Origin of the sequence: Myxococcus sp. CA005, assembly GCF_006518205.1 — a bacterium.
GTDB classification, from domain to species: domain Bacteria; phylum Myxococcota; class Myxococcia; order Myxococcales; family Myxococcaceae; genus Myxococcus; species Myxococcus xanthus.
The window spans coordinates 16,622-34,622 of sequence record NZ_SRLV01000015.1; the positions used below are offsets into that span (position 1 = coordinate 16,622).

General features: G+C 68.0%; 14 protein-coding genes. 5 read left to right on the forward strand and 9 right to left on the reverse strand.

Translation table 11 applies throughout. From position 1 onward, the window contains the following. Nucleotides 1-72 precede the first annotated feature (72 nt). Nucleotides 73-1,530 carry a reverse transcriptase family protein gene (locus FMQ63_RS09195; RefSeq protein ID WP_011550287.1) on the forward strand — a complete coding sequence of 486 codons (1,458 nt, stop codon included), beginning with the start codon at nucleotides 73-75 and terminating at the stop codon, nucleotides 1,528-1,530. A gap of 3 nt (nucleotides 1,531-1,533) precedes the next feature. Here the strand turns inward: FMQ63_RS09195 and FMQ63_RS09200 are convergent, their stop codons facing one another. Next, nucleotides 1,534-2,424: an alpha/beta hydrolase gene (locus FMQ63_RS09200; RefSeq protein WP_011550286.1), complete on the reverse strand. Its 891-nt coding sequence runs from the start codon at nucleotides 2,422-2,424 to the stop codon at nucleotides 1,534-1,536. Nucleotides 2,425-2,575: 151 nt separating this feature from the next. On the opposite strand from FMQ63_RS09200, the gene FMQ63_RS09205 reads away from it, so the two are divergent. Both FMQ63_RS09205 and FMQ63_RS09210 read left to right on the forward strand, forming a co-directional pair. Beyond that, nucleotides 2,576-4,099 (forward strand): GMC oxidoreductase, encoded by a 1,524-nt coding sequence (locus FMQ63_RS09205; protein ID WP_011550285.1) that lies wholly within the window; start codon nucleotides 2,576-2,578, stop codon nucleotides 4,097-4,099. Between the two features lie 51 nt (nucleotides 4,100-4,150). Beyond that, complete coding sequence (locus tag FMQ63_RS09210; protein WP_216609377.1) at nucleotides 4,151-5,017, forward strand: hypothetical protein; 867 nt, start codon at nucleotides 4,151-4,153, stop codon at nucleotides 5,015-5,017. 121 nt (nucleotides 5,018-5,138) lie between these two features. On the opposite strand, the gene lnt is transcribed toward FMQ63_RS09210, so the two are convergent. After that, nucleotides 5,139-6,764, reverse strand: a complete 1,626-nt coding sequence (gene lnt / locus FMQ63_RS09215; protein ID WP_011550283.1) for an apolipoprotein N-acyltransferase — start codon at nucleotides 6,762-6,764, stop codon at nucleotides 5,139-5,141. Beyond that, nucleotides 6,761-7,414 (reverse strand): hypothetical protein, encoded by a 654-nt coding sequence (locus tag FMQ63_RS09220; protein WP_011550282.1) that lies wholly within the window; start codon nucleotides 7,412-7,414, stop codon nucleotides 6,761-6,763. The genes lnt and FMQ63_RS09220 overlap by 4 nt, the downstream gene beginning before the upstream one ends. Nucleotides 7,415-7,494: 80 nt before the next feature. Between FMQ63_RS09220 and FMQ63_RS09225 the strand changes: the two genes are divergently transcribed. Next, entirely contained in the window at nucleotides 7,495-8,412 is a 918-nt protein-coding gene (locus FMQ63_RS09225) for a hypothetical protein (RefSeq protein ID WP_225909677.1), read from the forward strand. 103 nt (nucleotides 8,413-8,515) lie between these two features. Here the strand turns inward: FMQ63_RS09225 and FMQ63_RS09230 are convergent, their stop codons facing one another. After that, nucleotides 8,516-9,568, reverse strand: coding sequence for an SGNH/GDSL hydrolase family protein (locus tag FMQ63_RS09230; RefSeq protein ID WP_011550279.1), 1,053 nt, complete (start codon nucleotides 9,566-9,568; stop codon nucleotides 8,516-8,518). Nucleotides 9,569-9,789: 221 nt separating this feature from the next. Between FMQ63_RS09230 and FMQ63_RS09235 the strand changes: the two genes are divergently transcribed. Then, nucleotides 9,790-11,091 carry a chloride channel protein gene (locus FMQ63_RS09235; protein ID WP_011550278.1) on the forward strand — a complete coding sequence of 434 codons (1,302 nt, stop codon included), beginning with the start codon at nucleotides 9,790-9,792 and terminating at the stop codon, nucleotides 11,089-11,091. Between the two features lie 3 nt (nucleotides 11,092-11,094). On the opposite strand, the gene FMQ63_RS09240 is transcribed toward FMQ63_RS09235, so the two are convergent. The 5 genes from FMQ63_RS09240 to FMQ63_RS09260 form a co-directional block, all read right to left on the reverse strand. Beyond that, nucleotides 11,095-12,948 carry a putative metal-binding motif-containing protein gene (locus FMQ63_RS09240; RefSeq protein ID WP_011550277.1) on the reverse strand — a complete coding sequence of 618 codons (1,854 nt, stop codon included), beginning with the start codon at nucleotides 12,946-12,948 and terminating at the stop codon, nucleotides 11,095-11,097. Then, entirely contained in the window at nucleotides 12,945-13,805 is an 861-nt protein-coding gene (locus FMQ63_RS09245) for a hypothetical protein (RefSeq protein ID WP_011550276.1), read from the reverse strand. Before FMQ63_RS09245 ends, FMQ63_RS09240 begins: the two co-directional genes overlap by 4 nt. 78 nt (nucleotides 13,806-13,883) lie before the next feature. Beyond that, on the reverse strand, nucleotides 13,884-15,911 hold the full coding sequence (locus FMQ63_RS09250) for a putative metal-binding motif-containing protein (protein WP_141276596.1): 2,028 nt from the start codon (nucleotides 15,909-15,911) through the stop codon (nucleotides 13,884-13,886). Nucleotides 15,912-16,034: 123 nt separating this feature from the next. Then, a complete protein-coding gene (locus tag FMQ63_RS09255; protein ID WP_011550273.1) occupies nucleotides 16,035-17,357 on the reverse strand; it encodes a CapA family protein in 1,323 nt (440 codons plus the stop codon). Between the two features lie 81 nt (nucleotides 17,358-17,438). After that, nucleotides 17,439-17,948 (reverse strand): MXAN_0125 family MYXO-CTERM protein, encoded by a 510-nt coding sequence (locus tag FMQ63_RS09260; RefSeq protein WP_305034231.1) that lies wholly within the window; start codon nucleotides 17,946-17,948, stop codon nucleotides 17,439-17,441. Nucleotides 17,949-18,001: the final 53 nt, after the last annotated feature.

The following is an 18,001-nucleotide window of genomic DNA, read 5'->3' on the forward strand; positions in this document are numbered from 1 at the left end:
GCTTTCCCGGCCTCCCTCGACTGCTCGCGCCATGTCCCGTCTTCCATCGCCGCGCCCGCCCAAGGTGCAGACATGACCGCCAGGCTGGACCCGTTCGTCCCCGCAGCTTCGCCGCAGGCCGTGCCCACGCCCGAGCTCACCGCTCCGTCGTCAGACGCGGCCGCGAAGCGTGAAGCCCGCCGGCTCGCGCACGAAGCGTTGCTCGTCCGCGCGAAGGCCATCGACGAAGCGGGCGGCGCCGACGACTGGGTGCAGGCGCAGCTCGTCTCCAAGGGCCTCGCGGTGGAGGACCTGGACTTCTCCAGCGCCTCCGAGAAGGACAAGAAGGCCTGGAAGGAGAAGAAGAAGGCCGAGGCCACCGAGCGCCGCGCGCTGAAGCGTCAGGCGCACGAGGCGTGGAAGGCCACGCACGTGGGCCACCTGGGCGCGGGCGTGCACTGGGCGGAGGACCGCCTGGCCGACGCGTTCGACGTGCCCCACCGCGAGGAGCGCGCCCGGGCCAACGGCCTGACGGAGCTGGACTCGGCGGAGGCGCTGGCCAAGGCGCTGGGGCTGAGCGTGTCCAAGCTGCGCTGGTTCGCGTTCCACCGCGAGGTGGACACGGCCACGCACTACGTGAGCTGGACGATTCCGAAGCGGGACGGCAGCAAGCGCACGATTACGTCCCCCAAGCCTGAGCTGAAGGCAGCGCAGCGCTGGGTGCTGTCCAACGTCGTGGAGCGGCTGCCGGTGCACGGCGCGGCGCACGGCTTCGTGGCGGGACGCTCCATCCTCACCAACGCGCTGGCCCACCAGGGCGCGGACGTGGTGGTGAAGGTGGACCTCAAGGACTTCTTCCCCTCCGTCACCTGGCGCCGGGTGAAGGGCCTGTTGCGCAAGGGCGGCCTGCCGGAGGGCACGTCCACGCTGCTGTCGCTGCTCTCCACGGAAGCGCCGCGGGAGGCGGTGCAGTTCCGGGGCAAGCTGCTGCACGTGGCCAAGGGCCCGCGCGCGCTGCCCCAGGGCGCGCCCACGTCGCCGGGCATCACCAACGCGCTGTGCCTGAAGCTGGACAAGCGGCTGTCCGCGCTCGCGAAGCGGCTGGGCTTCACGTACACGCGCTACGCGGACGACCTGACCTTCTCGTGGACGAAGGCGAAGCAGCCCAAGCCGCGGCGGACGCAGCGTCCCCCGGTGGCGGTGCTGCTGTCTCGCGTGCAGGAAGTGGTGGAGGCGGAGGGCTTCCGCGTGCACCCGGACAAGACGCGCGTGGCGCGCAAGGGCACGCGGCAGCGGGTGACGGGGCTGGTCGTGAATGCGGCGGGCAAGGACGCGCCGGCGGCCCGAGTCCCGCGCGACGTGGTGCGCCAGCTCCGCGCCGCCATCCACAACCGGAAGAAGGGCAAGCCGGGCCGCGAGGGCGAGTCGCTGGAGCAGCTCAAGGGCATGGCCGCCTTCATCCACATGACGGACCCGGCCAAGGGCCGCGCCTTCCTGGCTCAGCTCACGGAGCTGGAGTCCACGGCGAGCGCGGCTCCGCAGGCGGAGTGACGCTCAGCGCGCGTCCGTCGCCGAGGTGCCGCGCGCCAGCAACGCGGCATTGAGGAAGTCCGTCAGCCGGCGCGGGTACGCCTCTGGCTCGGTGGCGCTGAAGTTCCCGTGCCCGGCGCCCTGGATGCGCCATGTCTGGGCATACTCGCGCACCTTGGCGAAGAGCTCGTCGGCGAGCGGCTGTCCTGACTCCTCCGTCCCCATGACGATGAGCAGCGGCCGGGGGCGGATGCGCTCCACCGCGTCGATGGTGCGCACCTCTTCCAGGGCGATGCCGCGCCGCCAGAAGGGCACCAGCGCCCCGGACTGCGACACGAAGCCAAAGCGGCGGAAGTCATACGCGGCGGCCAGCCACAGCGTGTTGAACGGGGACAGCAGCACCACCGCGCGCACCGCCGGGTCCTCCGCCGCCACCTCCGCCACGGCCGCGGAGCCAATCGAGAAGCCGAGCGCCCCTACCCGCTCCGGGTCCACGTCCGGCTGGGCGCGCACGAAGTCCAGCGCGGCCCGCACGTCCCGGCGCTCCAGGTCTCCCCAGGTGGAGAAACCACCCTCGCTTTCACCGTGGGCGCGCAGGTCGAAGAGCAGCACGCCATAGCCCGCGGCCCGCAGGATTCGCGCTTCGGGCAGCAGGTCCGCGCGCGTCTGGGACAGGCCGTGCGCCAGCACCACGGCGGCGCGGTTGCGGGACGGCACGTACCAGCCCCGCAGCGTCAGCCCATCCGACGTCTGAAGCGAAACGTCCTTTGCCTCGGCGAAATCAGCGGGGCGCTCGGCCTTGGGACGTGGGTAGTGGAAGTAGGCCTCGGAATGACGCAGCGCCCTACCGAACACCGCCAGCGCGGCCAGCAGCCCCAGCGCGAGCGCTCCACCCAGCAGCCACCGCCACTTCATCTTCGTTGGACCTCGTTGAAGGAAGCTGGGGTGTTTGAACCCCAGGAGTGCAGACGGGACCCACGTTGCTCCGCCACGTACTGAGCAGCTTACACTCCACATAGACAACTCACAGTGCCATCAAAGACGGCACTGTCGCGCCAGGAAACCTGTGGGCACATCCAGGACGATGTTCGACGTGGTGGTGGTGGGTGGTGGCGCTTGCGGCGGATGGACAGCCAAGCAGCTGACGGAAGCAGGCTTGCGTGTCCTGGTGCTCGAAGCGGGCCGAGGCATGGGCGCGGACCGGATGCTGTGGATGCTCCACCGCATGCGCCAATCCCTTGGCTACCTGGCGGAGACGGACGACCAGCGCAAGGTGCGCCAGTCGGTGCAGAGCACCACCTTCGCGTGGCCCTTCCACCCGCACGCCTTCGTCGACGACGTGGACAATCCCTACACCACGCCGGAGGACCAGCCCTTCACGTGGATTCGTGCGCGGCAGGTGGGCGGGCGCACGTCCGTGAAGGCACACGGGCGCCAGTTCTACCGGCTGTCTGACTTCAACTTCAAAGCAGGCACGCAGGATGGACAGGGACCGGACTGGCCGCTGACGCTGGCGGACCTGGCGCCGCACTACGAGACGGTGGAGCGGTGGATGGGCATCCACGGCAACGCGGATGGCCTGGACATTCTGCCGGACTCCGTCTTCGCGGGTTCCATCACCATGACGCCCGCGGAGCAGCGCCTGAAGGAACAGGTGGAGCGCCGCTGGCCGGAACGCCGCGTCATCGTCCGCCGCACCGCGGGAGCGCCCGTGACGATGCCCGCCGCGTTGAAGACGGGCCGGCTCGCGCTGCGCACGAACGCGGTGGTGGACCAGGTGCTGTACGACGCGGCGACAGGGCGTGCCACGGGGGTGCACTACCTCGACGCGAGGTCGGGCAAGTCCTACGAAGCCCACGCGCGGGTGGTGGTGCTGGCGGCGGGCGCGATTGAATCCACGCGGCTGCTGCTGAACTCGCGATGCAGCGCGTTCCCGGACGGATTGGCGAACACGTCGGGGCAGTTGGGCCGCAACCTGATGGACCACACGTACATGCTGGGCATCGAGGCGAAGATGAACCTGCCTCCCGAAGCCCAGCGGCAGGAGCATAGCTGGGCGTACATCCCCCAGTTCCGCAACGTGGCCACGAAGGAGCAGGACTTCGCGCGCGGCTACGGCGTGCAGGTCTTCACCTTTGGAGACAACTGCCACTTCGTGCCCTTCGGGGAGATGGTGCCGCGCGCGGAGAACCGCGTGACGCTCAGTCCGACGGTGAAGGACCGCTGGGGCATCCCCGCCGCGCACATCGAATGCCGACACTCCGCCAACGAGCTGAAGATGGCCGAGGACGCGCTGGCGGCTTGCAAGGAGATGATGGAAGCAGCCGGCTTCACCGTCGAGAAGGCCAACGCCACGTTGTCCACGCCGGGCATGGCCATCCACGAGGTGGGCACGGCGCGCATGGGCACGGACGCGAAGACGTCGGTGCTCAATCCCCACAACCAGAGCTGGGACGTGCCCAACCTCTTCATCAACGACGGTGCCTGCTTCCCGTCCCAGGGACCGCAGAACCCCACGCTGACGATGATGGCCATCGCCGTGCGCGCCAGTGCGCACATCGTGAAGGAGTTCAAGGCCGGGCGGCTGTGACGGGGTGGCGAGCGTTGCCGCTCCGGCGCTGCATGCCGTAGCGTGCTCGCGATGATTCAAGTCGACGAGCTCGGAGAAAAGACGACGTTCGCTGAGGTCGCCAGGCGATTTGCTGGGGCGAGCTGGCTCGCCTCGTTCCTCGAGACCGAGCAGCTCAACGACCCGGAGACCAACGGCATCGTCGTGCCTCGCATCGTCAACACAGGTCTGCGCCTCGACGACACGCTCAAAAGTGGGCCCGGCCCCTGGGCTGTCATCATCGACGGGGACCTCGAGACGAGCGGCGATCTCGTGTGCACGACCGACGATTACCTGACGAGCACGCTGATTGTGACTGGCAACGTGCGCGCGAGGAACGTGCGCTTCGCCGCGAGCGCGCGCGTCGGAATCGAGGGCGACCTGGTCGTCGGCAGAGGGCTCGGCATCGTGAGCGGAACGTGGGGTGACGGCGGCGCGGTGCTGTGGGCGCGCTCGTGCGAAGCCGCGCTCGTGTTGCTCGACGGCAACACGAGCATCGACGCGGACCGGTGCCGGCGGACGCTGGTGTGTGGGTCGACCGGTTGGGGCGAATTCACCCCGGACATCCACGACCACGCGACGTTCGAGGAGATGTTCGAACCCGCCGCTTTCGATGAACGCGGCGACCTCGATTTTGGCCGGGCGATGGCGCTCGCGAATGAAGGGCGCTCAGCGCTGCGGCCCGAGGTCGAGAATCGGCTGCGCGGAAGCAAGGGACTCGCAACACGCGAGGCGCTCGCATGGTTGACGAGCGACCCGCACTGCCGCGAACTCATGGCGCTCGGCGATGACAGGTCGATGGCGGTGCTCGCCGAGCAGTTGGCTCAGCGCGGCCACACGGTCTCCATCGAGAGCCTCACTCGCTCGGTGCGCGCCATGCTCGGTGCGCGCCTCGCGTAGAAATCGACCCGGCGCTTTCCCACGCGCCACATCGCGTCGGTGGATATGAACACGGGCTTCTTGCACCGCCTGAGCCTGCTTGACGGCGGCACCGAGGGTCCCCGCTACGTCCTGAAGCCCATCAGGGCCGAGCCCTCCGCCGCGCCAGTGCCGCACCCGCGAGGCCCACCACCGATGACACCAGCGCAATTGGGCTCAGCCAGTCTCCCCACGCCAGGGCGAGTGTCGTCAGCGCGGTCGTCTCCGGCACGCGCATGGTGAGGCCCGCGCGCTGGTTGTCGTCCACCTCGGCCACCACCGCGCCCGTGATGTCGATGAGCGCGGTCACACCCGAGTTCGTCACCCGGACCTGTGGCCGCCGCGTCTCGATGCTGCGGAAGGCCGCGTGCATCAGGTGCAACCGGGGCGCGGGCGTGCCGGTGAACCACGAGTCGTTGGACAGCGTGAGCAGCAGCTCCGCGCCCTGCCGCACGCCCTGCGCGACATACTCGGGGAAGATGGTCTCGTAGCAGATGAGCGGCGCCACCCGGAGCTGGCGTCCGTCGCGCAGCGTGAAGCTCACCGCCCGAGGCCCGGGCCCTCGCTTCCAGCGTCCTGTCCACGGCAGCCACTCGCGAAGCGTGGGGGTGTCGATGGCGTCCGGCACCCACTCCGTCAGCGGGAAGAGCATCGTCTTGCGGTACGCGGCGCGCTCGAACGCGCCTCCAGGTGACGACGGCCCCAGGAACATGGCCGCGTTGAACTCGCGCTCGCCCTCCAGGTCATACGTGCCGAACACAAGCGGCACCCCGCGCTCGGAGACGTAGCCGGCGATCTCCGCGTCCAGCGCCGCGCCCGTCTCGCTGCGCGGCGCTCCAAAAGGAGTGGGGTACACCGTCTCCGGCCACACCAACAGGTCCACCGGTCCGTCGCGCAGCAGCGCGTCCGACATCGCGTAGTGCGTGTCGAGCACCATCCGCACGACTTCGTAGGCGCCCATCTCCGCCTTCAGCTTCTCGTAGCGGGTGATGTTCGCCTGCACCGCGCCCACCACCAGCCCGCCCTCACGCCGGGTTGCCTCGCGCACCTGCGCATGCCGGAAGGCGCCGTACCCCGACAACACGAGCACCAGCGCCGCGAGCCCTGCCACGGGCCGCCAGGCAGCACGCAAACCCCGCTGTGACTGACGAAGCGCCGCGAGCACGCACTCATTGCCCAGCAGCAACACCAGCGTGAGTCCCGGCGCGCCCGCCACGTCCGCGCCCTGGCGTAGCCACTCAGAGGCATAGAGCCCATGCCCCAACGTGTCCGCGAAGAGCTTGGGCGTGACGCCCTCCACACCCACGTATACGAGCGTCCCCACCAGGGGCGGCAACCAGCCCTGCCCCTCCCGCGCCAGACGCCGCGCCGCGTACCGGGCCAGCGCGGCGGCGACGAACTGGAGCTGGAGCAGCGGCGCCACCAGCAGGAACAGCGCCCAACCAACCACCGTGGGCGCCCGCGAGTACGCCTGGAGCGCGCCCGGGAACCAGTGAAAGACGGCGGCGGTGAACGTCACACTGAGCAGCACGCCCAGGCTCAGCGCCTCGCGTGCCGAGCGGGCCCGGTCCAACGCCGCGAGCCAGGGCACCATCGCCACCCAGCCGAGCGCCAGCCAGCGCGCCTCCAGCCGCCCGAACAGCGCGAACAGGACCGTGGTCCCCAGGACACCAAGCAGCGCCGCTCCCAGGTGCCACCCGCGTCCCACCCCCACCTGGACGCCGGTCACGGCGAGGGCGCCCCACTCTCCGCGCCCTCGGGCAGCTCCAACCGTTGGATAGGCATTCCCGGAGGGGCCAGCTCCTCGGGCACCAGCCCGTCGGCGGGCTTGGGAATCGGCTGCCCGTTCGCATCCACGGGCTGATGGTCGGGATGGAACATCAGCACGGCCGCCACGATTTCACCCGAGTCCTTGTACTGGAAATGACGCACGTACCCGGGCGGCAGCTCGAAGTCATCGGGGACGACGAGGCCTTTCTTGATGGGCTTCGTCCCGGGCCGGTAGAGCTGCATGCCCGTCAGTTCGGAGTCCATGGCCGGCTCCTGGACATCGGTATCGGTGGCCAGTTCGGCAACAGGCTCGGGGGCAGGCTGCGGAGCTGAAGCAGCGACGGGAGGCGGCCGTGTCCGCGGCGCGCGGGCACGCACCTCGGACGTGGGAGGCGGGATGGGCAGCGGCACCTCCGCGAGCGGCGGCGGCGCTTCCACCTTGATGTCGGTCGAACCCCACCAGACACTCAAGCCAATGCACGCGAGCGTGAAGACACACGCGCCGCCCACGAGCCACACACCCAGACCCTTCCCCGTTCGAGCGGGCGTGATGTGCGTGACGCCGTCGCTGTCGACGCGACGCTTTGGTGCAGGGGACTGCGGCCTCATGTTCTCGCGAAGACCTCCGGGCTGCGTATGCTACGGAGCCACTCCCTCCTAGGCAAACACAGCGCCTTCCGCTCACCCTCATGAGCTCTTCGTCCATTCTCGTCACCGATGCCCCCGGCGGCACGCCACCCGCCACCACGCCCGAGCCCGCTCGCTTCGCGGTGCACGCCTGGACACCCGGGCTGCGAGGGCTCGCGGTGGTGACGCAGCTCGCCGCGCTGGGCGCCCTGCTCCACTTCACCGCGCAGCTCTGGATGGAAATTTCCGAAGGGACCCAGCGGATGCAGCCCGTGCCCATCGTCGTCGGGCTGGTGCTGCGAGTCGTGCTACCGCTCGCGTTCGTCTCCGCGCTGCGCCGCAGCCGCCGGGCCATCGTCGCCGTGGACACCCACCAGTGGACCCTGACGCTGCGCGGCGGCGCCCGGATGGAGATTCCCTTCGAAGCCGTGAGCGCGGTGCGCCCCTGGCGGCTGCCGCTCCCGGGCCCCGGCCTGGCGCTGCGGATGCGGTCAGGCCGCGCTTTCAGCCACGCGCTGGAGGTGGAGGACGCCCTGCCCCTGCTGAACTCGCTGGGCCAGCACGGAGCACCAGGCGCCGCGCAATCCCACACACTGATTCGTTACGCCCATGCGCGCCATGCCCTGTGGCGCCGCCGCTGGTACCACCTGCTGGTGAAGTTCGTGTTCTTCCCGCTGGTGCCCACGGCCATCCTCTTCTACTCGTACCAGGTCATCTCGTTTGGCGGCGCGCTGGGTGAGTACAGGATGTACGGATTGGACGCGTACCTGCGTTCGTTCGGCCGGTACTACGCGCCAATCTCGTTGTGCCTGCTGCTCTTCGCCTGCTTCTGGCGCGTCGTCGCAGAGGGCGCGTCGCTCCTGGCGGCGTGGCTTCTGCCAGCCTGGGCGCGCGGCGTGCGGCGTGCGGCGGAGTGGTTCTGCTGGCTCGTCTACTACGTCGGCACGCTTGGGTTGATCGGCGCGCGCTTCATGATGTGACGTGCGCGCCAGGCGCTGGAAACGACAAGGCCCCCGGTTCCCGAAGGCAACCGGAGGCCCAAGCACCGCGCCCACACCCGAGGCGTGAGCGCGGTCGCAGTGACTACGGCCTGGCGGGGTTGAACTTCGCGCTCTCCCAGCCCATGCGGTCGTGGCCAGTCTTGTTCCAGGTCGAGGTATCGGTGGGCAGCGCGCCGGTGCCGCCAGAGCTGGAAATGGTGCCACCGGTGTAGGTCGGGTGGGTGTCGTCAGACTGGAGGTAGTCGTAGCTGGTGCTCGCGTTGACGAAGTGCGTGTTCGAGTCGCGCAGCGTGGAGCGCAGCGTGACGGAGATGCGCTGGACGTACGCCGCCTCGGACTCGCCCTCGATGTAGCGGATGGCCTCGGAGTCCACCTTGCCATCACCGTTGGAGTCGTAATCCGCGGCCATGTACTCCGCGAACGAGTCCGCGCACTTGAAGCCGTGGCGAGCCGCCAGGCTGCACGCACGCCAGTTGCTCCTCGCCAGCAGCGGCAGGAACTTCTCCCGCTTGTTCACCACCTGGCCCGTGGCGGAGTCCCGGCACTGGGTGTTCACGTTGTCCGCGTTGAAGCCCGGGTAGTAGATGTTGGAGATGATCTTCGTCGCGGTGGCGGGCGCGTACTGGTTGATGGTCTGCATCGCCCGCTCCATGTACGTGGTGCAGGTCGCCAGCGCGGCCTCCAGGCCCGAGTAGTTACAGGTGCCCGTCTGCCCAGAGAAGGCGCTGCGCGCCTGGAGGTAGTCGTTGCCACACATCTCGAACATGACGACGCGGGTGTTCGCCGCCTGCATGTACGAGCGCTCAGAGACAATCTTGTTGTTGTAGATGTCGTCCGCCTTCGCGCCGGACTTGGTGCGGCGGATGACCTCCACGTCCGCGTTCCACTTCCGCGCCAGGTCCTCGCCCTGCACCACCGGCGCCGCGCGGCGAGCCACGTTCCAGAAGAAGACGGAACCGTTGTAGCCGGCGTAGATAGAGTCGCCGTAGGCCACCACGCGGTACTTCGTCGACGTCGACGGCTGGTCGATGGTCCACGACGTGTTCTGGTTGAGGGTGCTCGCCATCGCGCTACCACCGACCGTGAAGGCCGCGCACATGGCGACGACGGACATCCCGCTGTGACGGAAAGACATGCCCCGCTCCTTTGGATTCCCACTGGGGGGTTGTTGGGGGAGCGCGGAGGCTACATGGCGTCGATTTGCAAATCACCCTGAAACAAGAATAACGCATCAAGTCAGAATAGCTGGTGTTGTTATGACCTCACCCGTGTTTGGACCGATGTCGTAAGAATGACGCGGAGCAAACCTTTGACGCGGTGTTTCATCATGTTTCACCCAGGTCCGGAGTGTTTCACGTGAATCTTTCCCGTGGCACGAGAGCGCTGATGCAGTGGCTGCTCCTGGGTGGGCTGGTGGGCGTCGTCTGCGGCGTGGCATCCGCGGTCTTCTTGTACCTGTTGGACGAAGCGACGCACTTCCGGGAGGGGCACCCGTGGCTGGTGTACGCGCTGCCGGTGGCGGGGCTGGTGCTGGGGGCGGTGTACGGGAAGTGGGGTAGGCCCATTCGCGGGGGCAACAACCTGGTGCTGGACACGGTGCACGCGAGCGACGCGCAGGTGCCGGTGCGCATGGCGCCCATGGTGCTGGTGGGGACCGTGCTGACGCACCTGTTCGGCGGCAGTGCGGGCCGCGAGGGCACAGCGGTGCAGATGGGCGGCAGTCTGGCGGACCTGGTGGCGCGACGCTTCCGGGTGGGCCCGGACACACGCCGCGAGCTGCTGGCCGCGGGCATCGCGGGTGGGTTCGGTTCGGTGTTCGGCACGCCGGTGGCGGGGGCGGTGTTCGGGCTGGAGGTCGTGGTGGTGGGGCGCATGGGCTACGAGGCCCTGCTGCCCGCGCTGGTGGCATCCGTGGTGGGAGACATGGTGACGCGGGGGCTGGGCATCCACCACACGCCGTATCCGGCGCCGGGGGCGCTGCCGCTGACAGTGGCGGTGCTGGCGAAGTGGCTGGTGTTCGCGGTGGCGGTGGCCGTGGTGGCGGTGGTGTTCGTGGAGTTGATGCACCGGCTGAAGAAGCTGCTGGAGCAGCGCGTGCAGGTGTTGCCGCTGCGGATGGCGTTGGGCGGTCTGGCCGTGCTGCTGCTGTGGCTGCTGGCCGGTACGGATGACTACCTGGGCCTGGGGGTACCGGGCATCCAGCGAGCCTTCGAGGACCCGGCGCTGCCCGTGTCGGCGTTCGCGTGGAAGCTTGCCTTCACGGTGGTGACGCTGGCCGCGGGATTCCTGGGCGGCGAGGTGACGCCGCTGTTCTTCATCGGCGCATCGCTGGGCAACGTCCTGGCGCGGCTGTTGGGCCTGCCGTTGGATTTGGGCGCGGCGGTGGGCATGGCGGCCCTGTTCGCGGCGGCGGCGAATACGCCGCTGGCGCTGTCCATCATGGCCGTGGAGCTGTTGGGGGCGAATGTGTTGCCCCACGTGGCGATTGTGGCCACGGTGGCGTACCTGCTCACGGGGCAACGGGGCATCTATCCATCACAGCGGATTGCCCGGATGAAACACGGAGGGCCGCTGCTGGAGAAACTCGTGGCCCTGCGGGAGCTGGCCCGCGAGGACCGCGCCCCGCCCTCAGGGCCTGAGGGACGGGGCGGCGGCTGAGGGTTACGGCTCCGGGAAGTGGTAGACGTTTCCATCGTCGCCGACGATCCAGAAGTTGCTTGAGGAGGTCATGGCGATGTCGCGGAGCGGCACGTTCGGTGCGCTTGGGGTGAAGGCTGGCGCCTTGGCCCATCCGTGTGGGGTCAGCCGCTGTAGCCGTCCTGCATTGCCCTCGTTGCCAATGACGTAGGCATTCATGGTCCCGGGCGGGGCAGCCACACTGACGTAGTTGAGCACGGGTCCCGCCTGCGGGAGCACCCGCTCCCAGTCCCTCGACTGGCCACTGCCTTTCACCACCAAGCCGCCGTCGCCCACCGCGTAGATGAGCGTCGCATCCGCAGCCCATACCGCTCGCAAGCCGCCGTTGTAGCCCGCGGTCCCCTGGAGGTTGTGCGCAGCCGGAGTGCCCCAGGTGATGCTGCGGGTATAGAGATTCACCACCGGCGTCAGTGGTGACAACTCTCCTGTCGAGCCCACTGCATACAGCGCATTCTGACCGAATGCATGGAGCCCCCAGTACCGGCCGGGTGAGTCGTGGCGCAGGGCAGCACCTGTCCACTCGTACAACTGGCCCAAGGTGGAGACCGCGAATACCTGAGCTGGACTTCCTACTCCAACGACGCTTGAGAAGTAGTCGTTCTTGCCAGGGAGGTCGAACTGGAATGAGGAACAGGAGCCGCCGTTGTGCTCGCCTATATGGCCGTCCTCGCCGGCTATGAGCACATAACTATTATTGGGGCTAATCCAGGCCGCGTGCCAGTCCAGCAGGTTTCCGGCCGGCCCACACCGGGTCGCCGTATCCCCGCCGTGACTCACGAACGCTGAAGTCGCGTCCATCTTCACCGCCAGCCTACCCCCCAATCCCGCCACCCACACCGGGTAACCACTCGGGTGCACGGCCACCGTCCTCCAATTGCCCCCTGCCAGCACGGGGTCCACCACCTTCTTCAGCGAGCCGCAGGACATCTCCTCATCCACCTGCCCGTCGCAGTCGTTGTCCAGCCCGTCGCAAACCTCCGTCGCCAGGGTGTTCGTGCCAGGGTCAGCGTCATCACAGTCCCGCGTGTTGTCCGCCATCATCGAAGGCATGGGCGCGTCAGGGCACAGCTCTCCCACCGGCGCACTGTCCTTCTCGCCTTCACCGTCGCTGTCCGCGTCCGCGTAGAGCGGCGTCGAAGGCGTGCCGACGCAGACAGTCCCCGTCTGCGCGTCGTTGCATGCATACGTCCCGTTGCAGAACTCCGTGCACGCCGTCCCCAGGGCACCCGGCCCCTCCGTGAACAGCTCGTCGGCGCGCCCGTCGCAGTTGTCATCCGAGCCGTTGCATGCCTCCACGGCGTTTGGATGGATGTCGGCCCGCTCGTCGTCACAATCCCCCGTCACCTCGACATGAAGTTCACTCGGCGGGTCACAGGCCTCCGTGCCGGGCCCATTGCGTCCGAAGCTGTCGCGGTCGCGGTCCAGGTACCAGACCTTGTTGACGACACCCGTTTCAATCTGGCCGTCGCAGTTATCATCCAGGCCGTTACAAAGTTCCGGAGCGCCAGGATAGGCCTCCGCGCGCAGGTCATCGCAGTCTCCCAAGGTCGAGGCGTAGCCAGCCGGAACAGCGCCACAGAACACGCGCGAAGGCGCATTCACTGCGGCGAAACCATCCCCATCCGCATCAAGGTATGCCACCGACGGCGAGGCTGAACCACAGGGGCTCTTCTGACAGGCACCCAAAACACATACCTGTCCCGCTCCACAGGCATGCTGCGCATCACATGCCAGGGGACGTTCACCTTGGAGTTCCTCCAGGCTCGGGACGGAGCACGCGGTGAACAGCAGCAGCAAAGCCACGCTCCAGCGCATCATCGTGCCCCCCCTTGCTGCGTGACGGCCTCGTCCCGCTCTCCCAACAAGAGCCAGGTCACCAGGGCACCCGCTGCCGCAACCCCGGCCGTACCAAAGAGGACGTTGGCCGTTCTCGCACTGCGCTGCGCACGGCCGCGATGTTCCACGAGATGCTCGTGGAACCTCGCCTCCCGAGCGTCCGCGAGCTGCCCTCGGGAAGAGACGCCGAAGACGGTTCCCGTACCGGTTGCCGCAATGCCAGCCCCCAGCAGCACCAGACTGGCAAGCGGCACCTGCCGCCCCCCGATGCGCCTCCAGGAAGCGCTCGACGTTGCTGTCCAGGCTTGGACCTCCACTGGGCTCGAAGCCGTGGCCTGTTCGGTAGGCGTCAGCGCGGCGGGCAGCGCTGAAGAGGCGTCCGCAACCGACTCCGTTTCCACCTCGGCCTGCTCGATGCGGGCTGCTTCCCGCGTGGGCGAGTCCCTTCGTCTACGCGCCAGTTCCGCTTTCGCGAGTGCACGCTGGGCCTCGAACTCCCGCCCGACTTTGGGGGAAACGCGCAAGGGAAGGCGTGCCTCTGGCTCAAGCAGAAGGGCTGAACGGAACTCGTCACGCGCCGCCTGCCACCGCCCGAGGTCCGCGCTGATGATGCCGCGATGCAATGCAAGCGTCACTCGATCGCGCGACCCTCGGAGGCTCCCTCGGGCACGATCCAGCTGCTCGAGGGCTCGCTCGTATTCGAGATCATCATAGAGGCGCACGGCCTCCGCGACATGACGCTCAAAGTCGCCATCAGCTCTGGCCGCATGCACTGGAATGACAATCCATATGCATGCGGCGAGCGACAGGCACCGCCTCCAGGTCATGGCAACAAGCATGCCTGGATTTTAGTTCAGACAGACACCCTGGGCAAACCCTGCCAACTCCAACCCATCAACCTATGGCGGAGTGGAGGGTTACGGCTCCGGGAAGTGGTAGACGTTTCCGTCGTCGCCGACGATCCAGAAGTTGCTTGAGGAGGTCATGGCGATGTCGCGGAGCGGCACGTTCGGCGCGCTTGGGGTGAAGGCTGGAGCCTTGGCCCAGCCGTGTGGGGTCAACCGCTGCAGCCGTCCTGCATTGCCCTCGTTGCCAATGACGTAGGCATTCATGGTCCCGGGCGGGGCAGCCACACTGACGTAGTTGAGCACGGGTCCCGCCTGCGGGAGCACCCGCTCCCAGTCCCTCGACTGGCCACTGCCTTTCACCACCAAGCCGCCGTCGCCCACCGCGTAGATGAGCGTCGCGTCCGCAGCCCATACCGCTCGCAAGCCGCCGTTGTAGCCCGCGGTCCCCTGGAGGTTGTGCACTGCCGGAGTGCCCCAGGGGATGCTGCGGGTATAGAGATTCACCACCGGCGTCAGTGGTGACAACTCTCCTGTCGAGCCCACTGCATACAGCGCATTCTGACCGAATGCATGGAGCCCCCAGTACCGGCCGGGTGAGTCGTGGCGCAGGGCAGCACCTGTCCACTCGTACAACTGGCCCAAGGTGGAGACCGCGAATACCTGAGCTGGACTTCCTACTCCAACGACGCTTGAGAAGTAGTCGTTCTTGCCAGGGAGGTCGAACTGGAATGAGGAACAGGAGCCGCCGTTGTGCTCGCCTATATGGCCGTCCTCGCCGGCTATGAGCACATAACTATTATTGGGGCTAATCCAGGCCGCGTGCCAGTCCAGCAGGTTTCCGGCCGGCCCACACCGGGTCGCCGTATCCCCGCCGTGACTCACGAACGCTGAAGTCGCGTCCATCTTCACCGCCAGCCTGCCCCCCAATCCCGCCACCCACACCGGGTAACCACTCGGGTGCACGGCCACCGTCCTCCAATTGCCCCCTGCCAGCACGGGGTCCACCACCTTCTTCAGCGAGCCGCAGGACATCTCCTCATCCACCTGCCCGTCGCAGTCGTTGTCCAGCCCGTCGCAAACCTCCGTCGCCAGGGTGTTCGTGCCAGGGTCAGCGTCATCACAGTCCCGCGTGTTGTCCGCCATCATCGAAGGCATAGGCGCGTCAGGGCACAGCTCTCCCACCGGCGCACTGTCCTTCTCGCCCTCTCCATCGCTGTCCGCGTCCGAGTAGAGCAGCGTCGGAGGCGTGCCGACGCAGACCGTCCCCGTCTGCGTGTCGTTGCATGCATACGTCCCGTTGCAGAACTCCGTGCACGCCGTCCCCAGGGCACCCGGCCCCTCCGTGAACAGCTCGTCGGCGCGCCCGTCGCAGTTGTCATCCACGCTGTTGCATGCCTCCACGGCGTTTGGATGGATGTCGGCCCGCTCGTCGTCACAGTCCCCCGTCACCTCGACATGAAGTTCACTCGGCGGGTCACAGGCCTCCGTGCCGGGCCCATTGCGTCCGAAGCTGTCGCGGTCGCGGTCCAGGTACCAGACCCTGTTGACGAAACCCGTTTCCATCTGGCCGTCGCAGTTGTCATCCAGGCCGTTACAGAGTTCCGGCGCGCCGGGGAAAGCCGTCGCCCGCAGGTCATCGCAGTCCGTCCCCCGGTTCATCGGACCACCCGGTGAGACGAAGCCGTCACCGTCCTCGTCAGCGGTGTGCAGGTCCTCGATCATCCACTCCTGCCGGCCCGCTGAGGCGAAGCTGAAGGTCTGCTTCCGCTCATCCACCAACTGCTCCGTCGCGCAGCCCTTCTCGAAAGCCCTGACGGTGATTTCGACGTCCCGCGCCCAGTCCGCCTTCCGAAAGACGGCGACGTTCAACACCGGGTCGTTGGTGTCGAACTGACCGGGCTCCTTGAACTCCGCGAGCACCGTCTCACCGGTGCCACCATGGGCCTCCACCGTGATGCAGCCCTGACTGAATTTCGGGTGGTGGCCAATCTTGACGTGAACCGCAGCCTGCTTCGTGTCCGGCTCTTTCGAGTCCTTCTTGCAGGCCAGTATCAACAGAGGCAGGAGGAGAATGGCGGATTGACGCATAGGATGCACTCTACCCCAACCCCAGGCGTGACTTGCCCAGAAGCCGGCTCACCCTGAAGTCCGCCTGACTGAAACACCATGGACATCCCACAGCCAGAATGGACTGAGGCACACCCCCGTGAGCCTTCGCCGTCACGGCTGTGAGGCCAACCGCCCTGGAGGCACGGCCGCCGTCCCGCGCTGACGCAACTCCGGCGACGCCACCGCGAACCCTTCCGGCAACATCCGGAGAATGCGCTCACGCCGGTGCTTGGAGCCTTCCAGCCGCCGCTCCAGCAAGGCCTTCTGCGCGCGTGTCTCCTTGTCCAGAGGCGCGGGGCGCGCCGCCAGCAACGCCAGCCGCGCCGTCACCTCCTCCACCTCCCGGTCGATGAGCACTGGCTGGATGTTCCGCGACTCATTTCGCGCCCGCCCCACCGCGTTGTTCTCAATCCACACCGGCAGCACCGCCACTTCCTCCAGAGCCACCGACACACCGGGCATGGGCCGCACCAGCGACAGCCGCAGCAACATCGAGTCCCGCCGGTCGCCCCCCGAGCTCTTCGTCCCCGCTGCGTGCTGGTAGAAGCGGTCCTGGTTCGCCACCAGGTTGCCCAGCGAGTACGCGATAAGCCCCTTGCGCCCATCCACCGTCTGGTACGACTCCAGCGGCTGGAGCACGTGCGGATGGTGCCCGATGACCGCCCTCGCCCCCGCGTCCAGCAGCGCGCGTCCCAGCTCACGGTCCTCGGGCCGTGGCTCCCCCTTGTACTCCGTCCCCCAGTGCGCCAGCACGATGAGCGCGTCACATTGCGCCGCCGCGGCGCGCACGGCTTCCACGGCCTGTTCGGGCTGAATCCCCCGGTGCGTTTCGTGCCCCGAATAGGGCACCAGCGCGACGTGCGGCGCCTGCGCATCCTTCGGATTGCTGAAGCCATTCAGCATGCGCGTGAAGGACAGGAACCCCACCTTCACGCCTCGCACGTCCACGAAGGCGGGCTCCCACGCGGCGTCCTTCGTCGCGCCCGTGCCCGTATGACGGATGCCCGCCGCATCCAGGTGCCGCAGCGTCTCCAACATGCCCGCGGGGTGCTGGTCCCTCGCGTGGTTGTTCGCGGTGGACACCACCTTCACCCCGGCCGAGGCCAGCGCGTGCACCATGGCCGACGGCGCGTTGAACAAGAGCTCCCGCGCGACCGCCTTCGTGTTGTCGGTGACGGGCGTCTCCAGATTCACGACGCCCACGTCCGCCGTGCGCAGCACGTCCGCGATGGGCCCGAAGACGTGGTCCCAGCCCTCATGGTTGAGCGAGGGCGCCCGGCCTCCTTCCGGTGGCGGCGCCCCGGTGCGGGCGTGCAGCCTCGCGACATCCTTCACCTCGCCATGGGGAATCACATCCCCACCAAACACCAGCTCCACGCGCGTGGGGGCGGAGGCACAAAGCAGGGGCAACAGCAGCAGGACGGAGGCGGACACACCTCCACCCTAATCCAGACACCCGGCATCGCTGGAAGAGCCCCCCGGGTGCTAGCGGACCGCGGCGCTCAGGCCCTGCTTTTACGCTCCCCGGCGCCGGCGAGCCACCGCGCCCACCAGCAGCGCCACCCCCGCCGCGCCCAGCGCACCCGGCGCCGCTGCACAACCATCGGAATCACGGACGTCCCAGCACGTCACCTCCGCGCTGATGGCGAGCCGCTGGTCCACGCCGTCCACCTGCACCGTGTAGGACTGCTCGACGAAGCGCTCTCTCTCGGACTCCTCCCTGCCGAAGAGGAAGCTCGCCTCTTCACCTGGTGCGAGCGCCTGGGTGCACACACTGTCCGGACAGCTCGACAACGGCCAGTCGACCAGCGTCACCGTCTGCGCACAGGCGTTGCGCACGTTGCTCAGTCCGCAGCTGACGGACGCGCGGAAAATGAGGCACGGCACCTCGGAGACGACGCTCTGGTTCGACGTGGAGCACGCGCACGGCTCCGACTCCGCCCGGGCGATTCCCGACAGTCCCAGCACACTGGCGCAGCCCAGCCAGACCCTCATGCGCCGGGCGCGAACAAGCATTCCTTGCATCACTGCACCCCAACCGATTGCGCCGGCCCCGTCCGCGGCGCGCATCCTGTCCC